This is a genomic window from Pseudomonas kulmbachensis (assembly GCF_963681935.1).
GTDB classification, from domain to species: Bacteria; Pseudomonadota; Gammaproteobacteria; order Pseudomonadales; family Pseudomonadaceae; genus Aquipseudomonas; species Aquipseudomonas kulmbachensis.
Map to the genome: position 1 here is coordinate 529,512 of NZ_OY817088.1, position 14,618 is coordinate 544,129.

Below are 14,618 nucleotides of genomic sequence, written 5' to 3' on the forward strand. Positions count from 1 at the left end.
TCAGGGTGTGAGCGTTTAGATGAGACGTTTTTGCTATCTGTGGGTTATCGGCTGGTTGTGGCTGCCCTTGATGGGCCATGCGGCACCTGTGCCTGCGGCTCAATTGTCGCAGGAGCAGCGCCAATGGCTGGCCCAGCATAAAGAGCTGCGGGTGGGGTTGGTCTTGCAGGCACCCTATGCCAGGTTTGATCAACGGCTTCAGCAGCTCTCGGGCGCCAATGTCGAACTGATGAAGTGGCTGGCGCAGGCGCTCGATGTTGAACTGGTGTGGCGTAACTACCCGGACCTTGCACAGCTTGAGCAGGCCGCCCGAGCGGGAGAGATCGATCTCGTGCCGGGGTTGACGCAAACCCCTGCCGGTTTGCGCTTGTGGCTGTTTTCCGATCCTTACATGCGGGTTCCGCAGTTACTGGTTGGCGTACGCAATGGCACCGGCTCGGTCGACCTGGAGAGAGTGGATAGCAAGACCCGGGTCGCAGTGCGCATGCCCAGCGCCACGGCCGATTTTTTGCGCAGCAGTTACCCCGGCCTCAACCTGCAAGGTGTGCCGCTGGAGCGTCAAGCCCTACAGTTGTTGCTCAGCCAGCAAGCCACTTACGCGGTAATCGACGAAGCTCAGCTCAGCCGGCTGTCTGCCGAGCCAGAGTTTGCGGGGCTGGCGGTGGTGGGTGATGTTGGCTTGCCGCAATTGTTGCGGGTTGCGACGCGCCGAGACTGGCCGCAGTTGGCCGGTATCGTAGAGCGTGGGTTGCATGCAATTCCGGCGCGGGACATGGAGCAACTGCACAGCCGCTGGCTGCAACCCAAGTATCCGCACCTTGGGCCATCGCCCGGCTTTTGGCAGAACCTGTGTTTATTGATCGGTACGTTGCTGTTGGCCAGCATGGCCATTGTGGTGTGGCAACGTCGTCAGCAGACGGCTCTGGAGCGCGCCTTGCTCGGCGCACGTGAAGACTTGGTCTTGCATACTGCCAGTGCCGAGGCTTTGCGCTTGAGCCAATTTTCAATCGACCAAAGCCCGGTGGGCATCCTGTGGGTCAATTGGGACAGCCATGTGCGCTACGCCAATCGGGCTGCCGAAGACATGCTCGGCTATCAGCCGGGGGCTGTGCTGGACCGGCCGTTGAGCGATTTTGAACCAGGCCTGAACATGGACCGCTGGTTGAATATGTGGCGGCGTGCACGCAATCGCAAAGAGGGCGTGCACCGCAGTGAAAGCCTCTGTGTGCGGGCCGATGGCAGTGAGTTTCCGGCGGATGTGACCTTGAGTTTTCTGCGCTTTCAGACGGCGGAATACCTGGTCGTGTACCTCAATGACATCACCGAACGGCACCGGGTGCAGGCCGCACTGCAAGAGAGCGATGCACGTTTGCAGGGCATTGCCGCCAATGTGCCAGGGTTGGTCTTTCGTCTGGAGCGCTCATTGCTGACTGGCGAACTGGACTTTCCCTATATCAGTGAAGGCAGCGAAAGCCTGGCGGGCTTCTCCCCGGCGACGTTGCGCTTGCGCGAGGTGGGTTTGCGCAGCCTGGTGCATCCTGATGACCGGGCCGACTACCACCGGATGCAGGATCTGGCGCTGGACAGCGACAGTGACTGGTCATGGCAAGGTCGGATTCTGACCCGCCAAGGCCAGCAGCGCTGGGCTGAAATCAAGGCGATCACTCGCCGTCTGGATGATGGCACCGTAGTGTGGGACGGCATTGTCTGGGATATCAGCGAAAGCAAACGTATTGAACTCGAACTCGACAGCTCCCGTGGGCAACTGCGCGAATTGTCGGCGCACCTTGAAAGCGTGCGTGAAGAAGAGAAGGCGCGCATCGCCCGTGAAGTTCATGATGAGTTAGGTCAAATGCTGACGGTGCTCAAGCTGGAAACCTCGATGTGCGAGCTGGCCTATGCGCAGCTCGATCCGGGGTTGAATGAACGGCTCAACAGCATGAAAAAACTGATTGCACAGCTCTTCCAGCTAGTGCGTGATGTGGCCACTTCACTGCGCCCGCCGATTCTGGATGCGGGTATCAGCTCAGCCATCGAATGGCAGGCCAGACGCTTTGAAGCGCGTACCCACATTCCGTGTCTGGTGCAGGTGCCGGAACACTTGCCGCCGCTTGGCGCGGCCAAGGAAGTGGGGTTATTTCGTATCCTGCAGGAAGCTCTGACCAATGTGATGCGCCATGCCCATGCGCATACGGTTGAGCTGACCCTGAGCGTGGAAGGCAAGGAGCTGTGCCTGAGCATCAGTGATGATGGGCAGGGCTTTGTGCCGTCTACTGGCCGGCCGACTTCGTTCGGCGTGGTAGGAATGCGCGAGCGGGTTTTGATGCTGGGCGGAACGCTGTCTTTGCACAGCATTCCGGAAGAGGGAACGACCCTGACGGTCCGCGTGCCTTTGGTTGATAAACGTTGATGAGGAAATGCTCGTGATTCGTGTACTGGTAGCAGAAGACCACACCATCGTGCGTGAAGGGATCAAGCAATTGATCGGCCTGGCCAAAGACCTGCTGGTGGTGGGCGAGGCCAGTAATGGCGAGCAGTTGCTGGAAACCTTGCGCCATGTTCCGTGTGAGGTGGTGCTGCTGGATATCTCCATGCCCGGGGTCAATGGTCTGGAGGCGATACCGCGGATTCGTGCCTTGAACAATCCACCGGCGATTCTGGTGTTGTCGATGCACGACGAAGCACAAATGGCGGCGCGCGCGCTGAAGTTTGGTGCGGCGGGCTATGCCACCAAAGACAGTGACCCGGCGCTATTGCTGATGGCTATTCGCAAGGTGGCGGCAGGTGGGCGTTATATCGACCCGGACCTGGCGGACCGCATGGTGTTCGAGGTTGGCCTGACCGATTCACGCCCTTTGCATGCCTTGCTGTCCGAGCGCGAATTTTCGGTGTTCAAGCGACTGGCCCAGGGGGTTAATGTCAACGATATTGCCCAACAGCTGGCGCTGAGCAGCAAGACCATCAGCACCCACAAGGCGCGGCTGATGCAAAAGCTCAATATCACTTCGCTGGCTGATTTGGTGAAGTACGCGATGGAACACAAGTTGTTGTAACCGTATTCGAAGCGGGGGGGGGGGCGTAGCAGCTGCCGAAGGAACGAGGCTGCGTTCGAGTGCGTAGCGCTCGTAAAACCTGAGCCTGCGGTTTAACTGAAAGACCGGGTTCTCAGGTTTTACGACGGCTGCGCCGCCGAACGCAGCCTCGTTCCTTCGGCAGCTGCGGGATTGTGGCATGCCCCACATATCTGTTTACGACCCTTATGACATAACCCTGCAGCGTAATGCAGGGCTTAATCGGTGCAACCATCCCAATCGCGACATCCCTGTAGGGCAATCCCTACCCAAGCCCTTCCAGCCTCCTGATGTGAATCTCTCTTGCCCCCCGATTACTGTGCGGTGGTCGCTTCTTTAGTCTTGGGCTACGGCAGTCCAAAACAAAAAGGTGTGGTTATGAGTGAGGTCGGTGCAAGCGCTGGGGCAGATGAGATTCTGGTCAGCTTTCGTGGCGTGCAAAAGAGCTACGACGGCGAAAACCTGATCGTTAAAGATCTCAATCTGGAGATTCGCAAAGGCGAGTTCCTGACCTTGCTCGGGCCGTCCGGTTCGGGCAAAACCACCAGTCTGATGATGCTGGCCGGCTTCGAGACCCCAACCGCGGGTGAGATTCTGCTGGCGGGGCGCTCGATCAATAACGTGCCTCCGCACAAGCGCGATATCGGCATGGTGTTCCAGAACTATGCGCTGTTCCCGCACATGACCGTGGCCGAAAACCTCGGCTTTCCGCTGTCAGTACGTGGGCTGAACCGCACCGACATCAGTGAACGGGTCAAGCGCGTATTGAGCATGGTGCAACTCGATGCTTTCGCCCAGCGCTATCCGGCCCAGCTCTCTGGCGGCCAGCAACAGCGCGTGGCACTGGCTCGCGCACTGGTATTCGAGCCACAGCTGGTGCTGATGGACGAACCGTTGGGCGCATTGGACAAGCAATTGCGTGAACACATGCAGATGGAAATCAAACACCTGCATCAGCGTCTCGGCGTGACCGTGGTCTACGTGACACACGACCAGGGTGAGGCCCTGACCATGTCTGATCGCGTTGCGGTATTTCATCAAGGTGAAATCCAGCAAATTGCCCCGCCGCGCATGCTCTATGAAGAGCCGAAAAATACCTTTGTTGCCAACTTCATCGGCGAAAACAACCGTCTCAATGGCCGTCTGCACAGTCAGAACGGTGATCGCTGTGTGGTCGAGCTGAGCAGGGGCGAGAAGGTCCAGGCGCTGGCGGTGAATGTCGGTCGTACAGGTGATCCGGTGACCCTGTCGATCCGTCCGGAACGCATTAGCCTCAATGGTTCCAGTGAGTCATGCGCCAACCGCTTCTCGGGCCGGGTTGAAGAATTTATCTACCTGGGCGATCACGTTCGGGTGCGTATGGAAGTCTGCGGCATGAACGATTTTTTTGTGAAACAGCCGATTGCCGAGCTGGACCCCACCCTGGCCGTCGGTGACGTCGTGCCATTGGGTTGGCAGGTCGAACATGTACGTGCGCTGGACCCTCTCTTAGAGGCGAATTGATCGCCCCGGCTTCACCAACCCTGCACAGCGGAGAACAACAATGCATACATCCTTCAAATTCACGGCCTTAAGTCTGGGCCTGATGTTCGCGGCCAATGCTCTGGCCGCAACCGATCTGACCGTGGTGTCGTTTGGCGGCGCGAACAAGGCGGCTCAAGTCAAAGCGTTTTATGCCCCTTGGGAAGCCAAGGGCGAAGGCAAGATCATCGCCGGGGAATACAACGGTGAAATGGCCAAGATCAAGGCCATGGTCGACACCAAAAGCATCTCCTGGGATCTGGTAGAAGTGGAGTCCCCGGAACTGTCCCGCGGTTGCGACGAGGACATGTTCGAGCCTCTGGACCCGGCACTGTTCGGCAATCCCGAGCAATACGTCAAAGGCGCGATTCAATCCTGCGGAGCTGGCTTCTTCGTGTGGTCTACCGTGCTGGCCTACAACGCCGACAAGCTTAAAACCGCGCCGACCAGTTGGGCCGATTTCTGGGACACCAAAACCTTCCCGGGTAAACGCGGGCTGCGTAAAGGCGCCAAGTACACCCTGGAGTTCGCCTTGATGGCCGACGGTGTCGCGCCCAAGGATGTATACACCGTGCTGGCGAGCAAAGACGGTCAGAACCGTGCCTTCAAAAAACTCGATGAACTCAAGCCGAACATTCAGTGGTGGGAAGCGGGCGCACAGCCGCCCCAGTACTTGGCCTCTGGCGATGTGGTAATGAGCTCGGCCTACAACGGTCGCATCGCTGCCGTGCAGAAAGAAAGCAATCTGAAGATCGTCTGGAATGGCGGCATTTACGATTTCGATGCATGGGCCATTCCTAAAGGGTTGGGCAAAGCCAAGGCGGACGCCGCCAAGAAGTTCATGGCGTTCACGCTGATGCCACAACAGCAAAGTGTGTACTCGCAGAACATCGCTTACGGTCCGGCCAACAAGGAAGCGATGCCACTGCTGCCTAAAGAGGTGCAGGCCGATATGCCTACAGCCCCGCAAAACATCGCTAACCAAGTGCAGATCGACGTCAGCTTCTGGGCTGATAACGGTGAGCAACTGGAACAACGCTTCAACGCCTGGGCTGCCAAGTAAGCAGCGTTGACATGCGGTGCGACCCACTGGGTCGCGCCGCCATCGTTTAAAGATTTTCGGAGTTCGCCATGGCCGTCGCCGTTCCCCTGAACGAGGTCTCCAGCCCCACCTTGAAGAAACGCCTGGCACATGCCGAGCGGATTAACCGCTGGAAGGCGCAGGCGCTGATTGCGCCCCTGGTGATATTTCTGCTGCTGGTGTTTCTGGTGCCGATTGCGGCCCTGCTCTACAAAAGCGTGGGTAACCCGGAAGTGGTCGAAGGCTTGCCCCGCACCGTCGTGGCTGTTGCCGGGTGGGATGGCAAGGGTTTACCAGCGGAACCGGTGTATCAGGCGCTGAGTGAAGACCTGGCCCAAGCGCGCAAGAATCAAGTCTTGGGCGATTTGTCCAAGCGTCTGAATATGGAATTGGCCGGCTATCGCAGCCTGCTGATGAAAACCGCCAAGGCGCTGCCATTCAAAGCGGCACCTGAGTCGTACAAAGATGCGATGGAAGTCATTGATGAGCGTTGGGGCGACCCGGCTTACTGGCAGGCGATCAAGCGCAATACTTCCAGCGTGACCCCGTTTTATCTGCTGGCGGCTGTGGATCACCGTATCGACGACCTGGGTGAAATTGCCCAGGCCACGCCGGATCAGTCGATCTATCTGGACATCTTCGCCCGTACTTTCTGGATGGGCTTTGTGATTACCTGCATTTGTCTGGTGCTGGCCTACCCGTTGGCGTACTTGCTGGCCAACCTGCCGACCCGGCAAAGCAACCTGCTGATGATTTTGGTGCTGTTGCCGTTCTGGACGTCGGTGCTGGTGCGGGTTGCGTCCTGGATTGTGTTGCTGCAATCGGGCGGGCTGATCAATAGCGCGCTGATTAGCATGGGGCTGATCGACAAGCCGCTGGAGTTGGTGTTCAACCGCACCGGGGTTTACATCTCAATGGTGCACATTCTGTTGCCGTTCATGATTCTGCCGATTTACAGCGTGATGAAAGGTATATCGCCTACCTATATGCGTGCAGCGATCTCACTTGGCTGCCATCCGTTTGCCAGCTTCTGGCGGGTGTATTTCCCGCAGACTTACGCCGGTGTAGGGGCAGGTTGTTTGCTGGTGTTCATTATCGCCATTGGCTACTACATCACCCCTGCCTTGCTCGGAAGCCCGAACGACCAGATGGTCAGCTACTTCGTGGCGTTCTACACCAACACCAGCATCAACTGGGGTATGGCGACAGCATTGGGTGGTTTGTTGTTGCTGGCTACCGTGGTGCTGTACCTGATGTACAACTGGCTGGTAGGCGCCAGCCGCCTGCGCTTGAGTTAAGGAGAACGCCATGCTGAGCCCATACATGTCACCCTTTGAGCGGGTCTGGTTCTACAGCTTGCGCATTCTTTGCGGGCTGATCCTGTTGTTTTTGATTTTGCCGGTACTGGTGATTATTCCGTTGTCATTCAACTCGGGCAGTTTCCTGGTGTATCCGCTGCAGGGGTTTTCGCTGCACTGGTATCAGGACTTCTTTGCTTCGGCCGAATGGATGCGTGCCCTGAGAAACAGTGTGATCGTGGCCCCGGCGGCCACGGTGCTGGCGATGGTGTTCGGCACGCTGGCGGCAATTGGTCTGACCCGTGGTGACTTCCCCGGCAAAGCATTGGTGATGGCGTTGGTGATCTCGCCGATGGTGGTGCCGGTGGTGATTATCGGTGTGGCCAGTTACCTGTTTTTTGCCCCGCTGGGGTTGGGTAACAGCTACATCTCGTTGATTGTGGTGCACGCGGTGTTGGGCGTGCCGTTTGTGATCATTACCGTGTCAGCAACCTTGCAGGGTTTTAATCACAATCTGGTACGGGCGGCGGCCAGTTTGGGTGCCTCGCCGTTGACTGCCTTTCGCCGGGTGACCTTGCCGTTGATTGCGCCGGGGGTTATTTCGGGTGCGCTGTTTGCCTTCGCCACCTCGTTTGATGAAGTGGTGGTCACGCTGTTTTTGGCCGGGCCCGAGCAGGCGACCCTGCCACGGCAGATGTTCAGCGGCATCCGCGAAAACCTCAGCCCGACCATTGCTGCTGCGGCAACCTTGCTGATCGCTTTTTCGGTGGTGTTGTTGCTGACCCTTGAGTGGTTGCGTGGGCGCAGTGAAAAGCTGCGTACGGCGCAGGCCTAGAACCAGCAGGCATCCCACAAGGGGTAATCGCCGATCCGTGTGGCCAGCTGTGCACGGATCGGGTTTCTGATGATGTAGCGGGCTGCGGCCTTAAGGTCCTCTTCATGGCGTAGTGCCCTGTCGTAATAGCCTTTTTGCCAGAGTCGGTCATTGGATTGGCTTGCGTGGTTAACTGCCACGCTACTGCGTGATTTTATGCGGCACATCAGCTCGCTCACCGATTTATGACGTAGCTCGACCAGCCAATGGCAATGGTCGGGCATGACTACCCAGGCAATTGAGTTGACGACGCCTTCGTCGTGAGCGTGCCGGAGCTGGTTGACTACGAGGCGGCCTAGGTGAAAGTCATTGAATACTGGCCGCCGTTGGTCGGTGACAGTGGTGAGCAGATAGATACCACCCGGTTCTGAGTAGCGGCCTATACGCAGGCGGCATGCGTTGTTTAAAACTGGCAATCCTTTGCCCTCCGGTTTGATGATTACTAACGCTAGATCAGCCATCGGCAAGTAACAAAGCCAACCTTTAACCGGATATTGCACCCGGCGTAGCAGCTGCCGAAGGAACGAGGCTGCGTTCGACGGCGTAGCCGTCGCAAAACCTGAAATTGCGGTGGGTCAGGTAAAACGGGGATTGAGGATTTGCGGTCGCTGCGCAACCGAACGCAGCCTCGTTCCTTCGGCAGCTGCTACGCATGGCATATGGCCAATCATCGTGGCAAGGCGGTGCGCGCGTCACGGTGGGCGGTATACAATGCGCGCCACCGTGTTTAGCCCACTAAAAGGTGCGTCATGCAGCCCTTCGCTATTGCCCCATCGATTCTTTCCGCCGATTTCGCCCGTCTTGGCGAAGAAGTGGACAACGTACTCGCCGCGGGTGCTGATATCGTTCACTTCGATGTCATGGACAATCATTACGTACCCAACCTGACCATCGGCCCGATGGTCTGCGCTGCCTTGCGCAAGTACGGCATCACCGCTCCCATCGATGCGCACCTGATGGTTAGCCCGGTCGACCGGATCATCGGCGACTTTATCGAAGCTGGCGCGACCTACATCACCTTCCACCCCGAAGCGACGCAGCACATCGACCGCTCCCTGCAACTGATCCGCGAAGGCGGCTGCAAGGCAGGTCTGGTGTTTAACCCGGCGACCCCGCTGGATGTGCTCAAGTACGTGATGGACAAGGTCGACATGATCTTGCTGATGAGCGTAAACCCAGGCTTCGGCGGGCAAAAATTCATCCCCGGCACGCTGGATAAACTGCGTGAAGCCCGTGCACTGATCGATGCATCCGGGCGCGAGATTCGCCTGGAAATCGACGGTGGCGTGAACGTTGGCAATATCCGTGAAATCGCCGAAGCCGGTGCTGACACCTTTGTCGCCGGTTCTGCGATTTTCAACACGCCAAACTATGAAGAAGTCATTCAAAAAATGCGTGCCGAGCTAGCGTTGGCCCGTCCATGAGCCGTTTTGAGCAGCTACTTCAGGGGCGGCTGCCAAAGCTGGTGATGTTCGATCTGGATGGCACCCTGATTGACTCAGTACCGGATTTGGCCGTCGCCGTGGAGGCCATGCTGCTCAAGTTGGGTCGCCCGCCCGCCGGGATTGAGAACGTGCGGCTGTGGATCGGCAACGGTGCGCCCATGCTGGTGCGCCGTGCCCTGGCCGGCAACATGGAAGGCAGCGGTGTTGACGACACTGAGGCCGAACTGGCGCTGGAGATTTTCATGGAGGCCTACGATGGTGGCCATGAACACACCAAGGTTTATCCCGGTGTACGCGAAAGCCTCAAGTGGCTGCAAAAACAGGGCGTTGAAATGGCCCTGATCACCAACAAGCCGGAGCGCTTCGTAGCGCCCTTGTTGGATGAGCTGAAGCTGGGGCGGTTTTTTCGCTGGATTGTCGGTGGCGACACCATGCCACAGAAAAAACCCGACCCTGCCGCGTTGCTGTTTGTGATGAAGATGGCTGGCACCACTCCTGCGCAATCAATGTTTATCGGCGATTCGCGGAATGACGTGCTGGCGGCGAAGGCCGCAGGTGTGCGCTGCGTAGCCCTGAGTTATGGCTACAACCACGGCCGACCGATTGAAGAAGAATCACCGGATATGGTGATTGGCAACCTGCAAGAGCTGATAGCCGGTTGCTTAGATTCTGCGCCTGAGATAACGTTGGGCAATTCTGTTTCCCCCTCTCGAAGAGATTCCATCGTGGTGGTCACTCGCAAACTCTGGATGAAAGTTATCAAGGCCCTGGCCCGCTGGCGTTGGCGCGCCTGACTTGAATCTGGCCGCATAGCCGGCACGTTTGCATACCTGACCGTTTTACCCTCAGACCACGAGGCACCTCATGATCCGCGAAGAATTCCTGCGTTTGGCCGCTGCTGGCTACAACCGTATCCCCCTTGCACGCGAAACCCTGGCCGACTTCGACACACCGCTGTCGATCTATCTGAAGCTGGCCGATCAGCCCAATTCCTATTTGCTGGAATCGGTGCAGGGCGGCGAGAAGTGGGGCCGTTACTCGATCATCGGCTTGCCATGCCGCACGGTGCTGCGTGTGCATGATCATCAGGTCAGCGTGACCCACGATGGTGTCGAGATCGAGTCCCTCGAAGCTGAAGATCCGTTGACCTTCGTTGAGGAGTTCAAGGCTCGTTACAACGTGCCGACCATTGCCGGTTTGCCGCGTTTCAACGGTGGCCTGGTAGGGTATTTCGGTTATGACTGCGTGCGTTACGTGGAAAAGCGTCTGGGCAAGTGCCCGAACCCTGATCCGCTGGGCGTGCCGGACATTCTGCTGATGGTGTCCGACGCTGTTGTGGTATTCGATAACCTGGCTGGCAAGATGCACGCCATCGTGCTGGTCGATCCGGCGCGGCCTGACGCTTATGAAGAGGGTCAGGCCCGGCTTGAGGCGCTGCTAGAGCAACTGCGTCAACCGATTACGCCGCGCCGAGGTCTGGACTTCACTGCGCAGCAAGCGGCTGATCCAGTGTTCCGTTCCAGCTTCACCCAGGACGACTACGAAAAAGCCGTCGACACGATCAAAGACTACATCCTCGCAGGCGATTGCATGCAAGTGGTGCCGTCGCAGCGCATGTCTATCGACTTCAAGGCCGCGCCGATCGATTTGTATCGTGCGCTGCGCTGCTTCAACCCAACGCCGTATATGTACTTCTTCAATTTTGGTGACTTCCACGTGGTGGGCAGTTCGCCTGAAGTGCTGGTACGGGTTGAAGACAACCTGATCACCGTACGCCCGATTGCCGGGACGCGCCCTCGGGGTGCGACTGAAGAGGCCGATCTGGCGCTCGAAGAGGACCTGCTCAGTGATGACAAGGAAATCGCCGAGCACCTGATGCTGATTGACCTGGGGCGTAACGACACGGGCCGCGTCTCAGAAATCGGCTCGGTCAAGCTCACCGAGAAGATGGTGATCGAGCGTTACTCCAACGTGATGCACATTGTGTCCAACGTCACCGGCCAGCTCAAAAGCGGACTGACAGCGATGGACGCACTGCGGGCGATTTTGCCAGCGGGTACGTTGTCCGGTGCACCGAAAATCCGCGCGATGGAGATCATCGATGAACTGGAGCCGGTCAAGCGTGGTGTGTATGGCGGCGCGGTCGGTTATTTTGCCTGGAACGGCAATATGGACACGGCCATTGCGATCCGTACCGCAGTGATCAAGGACGGTGAATTGCATGTGCAGGCTGGTGGCGGCATTGTCGCTGACTCGGTCCCGGCCCTTGAGTGGGAAGAAACCCTCAACAAACGCCGCGCAATGTTCCGTGCTGTTGCCCTGGCCGAACAAACCCCACGGGATTGATTGCGTCCCTTTGTGGGAGCGAGCAAGCTCGCTCCCACACGCACCCTCGAGATTTTAGAAGTTCAGGCTAACCCCGACATTCACCCCCTGCTGCATAACCCCGTCACTCTTTCTCGCGTTATAAGCCGCCCGCAGCATAAGGTCGGAGGTCAGTTTGTGGCTGACCCCCAGGCTCAAACGGGCAAGGTTACTTGGCGGTGTATAGCCTTCGAGCTTGAAACGATTATTGGGCAGGCTGTTAAGCGCGATGTTCAGGCGTTGGGTCTGGTCCTGGAACTCATGTTCATGGGCGGCTTCGCCAAACAACAGCGTCTGAGGGGTGGCCTGGTAACTGGCGAGCAAACCCGCACCAAGGCGATTTGAAACAAGCGTCTGCTCTTCGTAGTTCAATGCAGTCGAACGTCGCCCCTTTTCTTCATAGCGATTAACCTCCACCCGCGAATATTCGGCGCTGATAAAAGGCGACAGGTGCCACAGGTCTGAGGCCGGTGCGATGTCATAACCCAGGCGAGTACTTAGCGCCCGAAGGTGCCCGTTAGCTTGCCCTTGCTCCATGCCTTCACCTATGCCAAACGCGAATTTTCGCTTTAGGCTGTCGTAATCCAGCCTTCCCAACGTCAGCGCGGCATCACCCCACCAATGATTGTGTTGGTATTGCGCAAACACACTGCCCAGATAGCTATTGAGTTTGTAATCCGATTCATTGGCGCCTGCTTCCAGGTGTTGCCGATAAAACCCGCCTGCTACTCCAAAACGCCAGTTTTCATCTGCCCTGTAGCTGGTGCCGATATTGACGTTATAGCCTCTGCCATCTGCACTCACGGAGGTGTCCTGTCCGTCGATTTCCAGGCGCTGCCCACCACCAGCAGCCATGGATCTCCATTGGCCAGTGGCTTGCCATTGACCGTTGTCGCCAGCCCATTGGTTGCGCAGTTGGTCTTGATGGGCGTTTAGCGTGCCTTGAGCCATGACGGGTAACAAAGTCAGTTCCCAAGGGACGGCAAGCAATGAATAGGCGTAGTCGGCAATTAACTGCTGACCCACCTCGGTGGGGTGCACCTTGTCGTTGAACAGCAGTTTGCCCGGGTTGGGAGTTGAGCTGTTGAGGCCGTACTTCGGGTTTTCCGCACATTCATCACCGTTGAAGCAAGTACCGATAAGGTCCTGTCCAAGTGCCAAGCCATAACGGGCAGGATCGGTAACGGCTTCACGCAGCAACAGCGGGATATTGAGAGGGATGATTTCGGCGTCTATCTGTTCGAGTTGCTGTACCAACTCATGGTTGAACATGGTGCTGAGGTAGCTGGTACCCGCCTGGGCAGATGTGCCGTAAATGGCCGGGGTCAGGCCCAGGTCGGGCAGCAGCCAGACCATGATGTAGCGCGCCCCGGCCTGTTGCAGGGCGTAGGTGCTTGCAGCCAGCCTTTGTGCGGTTTTGCCTGCTTCAGCGGGGCTGGTGACCTTTCCTTGAATGAAGTCATTACCGCCACCGGAAATGAAGTACAGCGCCTTGGGGTCAGCCTTGAAGTTGTTCTCCACAAGGTAACCAGGCTTGCTGCGCAGTACGGAACCGCCAATTAAAAACCAGTCATCAGGGACGGTGACTTTTGAAACAGTTGTGACGGAATTGAGTATCTGGTCCGTGCGGTAACCACCGACCGCCCAGTTATTGCCATCGGGCGAGCCTGTGACGGAATTTGTCATCGATGTGGACGGGCCCAGATCACCGGGTGCAATACCCAGTTTTGCGCCCAGCCGCATGGGCGCTACGGCAACATACTCCTCGCCGCTGTATTCCTTGTACGTGGGCCCGGTGTGATTGGTGAAACGCATGCCACTGCCTACACCTGGAAATTGCCCCGAATCGCTCAGGCTGTCGCCGAACACGATCATGGTGGAGTAGGGAGTTGGGGCCGCTATGGCGCGTTCGCTGACGATGGACAAAATGCATCCCGCCAGAGGGATAAGTAGTGAAAGCCTGCGCATGGGACGACCTTTTTTATTGTTAAGAGCGCGGACATTAACAAAACGATCTGTATTAATTGTTTCGTGTAAAACAAAGTCACAAAGTACTTAATGGTTGTTTTCCCCTGTATTCGCTACCCCATGTTGCACCTGTCGCGAGGCTACGTTACTGTGCCATGACGTAGAAATGAGACCCTTCCTGTGTTGATCATCAGCAAACTCTTTATGCGAGTTGTTAAGGCCCAAGGCCGTTGGCGTTGGCGCGCCTAATATTTCTCTGCCGGCCCCGCCGGACCTGCCCCCTGCGTTTTCCTGAATGGCTCCCCCTCGGTTGGTGTGTTCAAACCAGCAACTGAAACTGCGGGCATAGAGTTCTGAAAACAGTTTTGAATGTCAGTGAATTCAGAGGTTTAGCAACATGTTGCTGATGATCGATAATTACGACTCTTTTACTTACAACGTTGTGCAGTACCTCGGCGAATTGGGTGCCGAGGTCAAGGTGGTGCGCAATGACGAACTGACCGTGGCCCAGATCGAAGCGCTCAAACCTGAGCGTATTGTGGTCTCGCCCGGCCCGTGTACGCCGAACGAGGCGGGTATCTCCCTCGAAGCGATCAAACACTTTGCAGGCAAACTGCCAATTCTGGGCGTGTGCCTGGGCCATCAGTCCATCGGCCAGGCTTTTGGCGGTGATGTGGTTCGCGCCCGACAAGTGATGCACGGTAAAACCAGCCCGGTGTATCACCTCGATACTGGGGTGTTCCAGGGCTTGAACAACCCGTTGACCGTGACCCGTTATCACTCGCTGGTGGTCAAGCGCGAAACCCTGCCTGACTGTCTCGAGCTGACCGCCTGGACTCGGCTTGAAGATGGCACGGTCGACGAGATCATGGGCTTGCGCCACAAGACACTGAATATTGAAGGGGTGCAATTTCACCCTGAATCGATCCTGACCGAACAAGGTCATGAACTGTTTGCCAACTTTCTTAAACAAACCGGCGGCACGCGCTAAGGACT

12 protein-coding genes are annotated in these 14,618 nt (G+C 57.4%); 10 read left to right on the top strand and 2 right to left on the bottom strand.

All coding sequences use genetic code 11. The features are described 5' to 3' along the window. Positions 1-19 precede the first annotated feature (19 nt). The 6 genes from U5A05_RS02530 to U5A05_RS02555 all read left to right on the top strand — a co-directional run bounded on the left by U5A05_RS02530 (position 20) and on the right by U5A05_RS02555 (position 7,806). The gene (locus U5A05_RS02530) at positions 20-2,410 is read left to right on the top strand and encodes a PAS domain-containing sensor histidine kinase (protein WP_321835541.1); all 2,391 of its coding nucleotides are present in this window, start codon (positions 20-22) and stop codon (positions 2,408-2,410) included. 7 nt (positions 2,411-2,417) lie between these two features. Next, positions 2,418-3,053: a response regulator gene (locus U5A05_RS02535; RefSeq protein ID WP_261740709.1), complete on the top strand. Its 636-nt coding sequence runs from the start codon at positions 2,418-2,420 to the stop codon at positions 3,051-3,053. 396 nt (positions 3,054-3,449) lie between these two features. After that, a complete protein-coding gene (locus tag U5A05_RS02540) occupies positions 3,450-4,574 on the top strand; it encodes an ABC transporter ATP-binding protein (RefSeq protein ID WP_261740710.1) in 1,125 nt (374 codons plus the stop codon). A gap of 40 nt (positions 4,575-4,614) precedes the next feature. After that, positions 4,615-5,655 (top strand): ABC transporter substrate-binding protein, encoded by a 1,041-nt coding sequence (locus U5A05_RS02545; protein WP_261740711.1) that lies wholly within the window; start codon positions 4,615-4,617, stop codon positions 5,653-5,655. A 68-nt stretch (positions 5,656-5,723) separates the two neighbouring features. Further along, positions 5,724-6,971, top strand: a complete 1,248-nt coding sequence (locus tag U5A05_RS02550; protein ID WP_261740712.1) for an ABC transporter permease — start codon at positions 5,724-5,726, stop codon at positions 6,969-6,971. 10 nt (positions 6,972-6,981) lie between these two features. Continuing rightward, complete coding sequence (locus U5A05_RS02555; RefSeq protein ID WP_321835544.1) at positions 6,982-7,806, top strand: ABC transporter permease; 825 nt, start codon at positions 6,982-6,984, stop codon at positions 7,804-7,806. Here the strand turns inward: U5A05_RS02555 and U5A05_RS02560 are convergent. Next, a complete protein-coding gene (locus tag U5A05_RS02560) occupies positions 7,803-8,261 on the bottom strand; it encodes an REP-associated tyrosine transposase (protein ID WP_321835545.1) in 459 nt (152 codons plus the stop codon). The genes U5A05_RS02555 and U5A05_RS02560 overlap by 4 nt on opposite strands. A gap of 333 nt (positions 8,262-8,594) precedes the next feature. Between U5A05_RS02560 and rpe the strand changes: the two genes are divergently transcribed. From rpe to trpE, 3 genes are all read left to right on the top strand, one after another. Next, entirely contained in the window at positions 8,595-9,269 is a 675-nt protein-coding gene (gene rpe, locus U5A05_RS02565; RefSeq protein ID WP_019823117.1) for a ribulose-phosphate 3-epimerase, read from the top strand. Beyond that, positions 9,266-10,084, top strand: coding sequence for a phosphoglycolate phosphatase (locus tag U5A05_RS02570; RefSeq protein WP_261740715.1), 819 nt, complete (start codon positions 9,266-9,268; stop codon positions 10,082-10,084). The genes rpe and U5A05_RS02570 overlap by 4 nt, the downstream gene beginning before the upstream one ends. Positions 10,085-10,154: 70 nt before the next feature. Then, positions 10,155-11,636: an anthranilate synthase component I gene (gene trpE, locus U5A05_RS02575; RefSeq protein WP_261740716.1), complete on the top strand. Its 1,482-nt coding sequence runs from the start codon at positions 10,155-10,157 to the stop codon at positions 11,634-11,636. A gap of 54 nt (positions 11,637-11,690) precedes the next feature. Here trpE and estP read toward each other — a convergent pair whose 3' ends face one another. After that, positions 11,691-13,622 (bottom strand): esterase EstP, encoded by a 1,932-nt coding sequence (gene estP / locus U5A05_RS02580; protein WP_321835548.1) that lies wholly within the window; start codon positions 13,620-13,622, stop codon positions 11,691-11,693. Positions 13,623-14,019: 397 nt separating this feature from the next. On the opposite strand from estP, the gene U5A05_RS02585 reads away from it, so the two are divergent. Next, positions 14,020-14,613: an aminodeoxychorismate/anthranilate synthase component II gene (locus U5A05_RS02585; protein ID WP_261740718.1), complete on the top strand. Its 594-nt coding sequence runs from the start codon at positions 14,020-14,022 to the stop codon at positions 14,611-14,613. Positions 14,614-14,618: the final 5 nt, after the last annotated feature.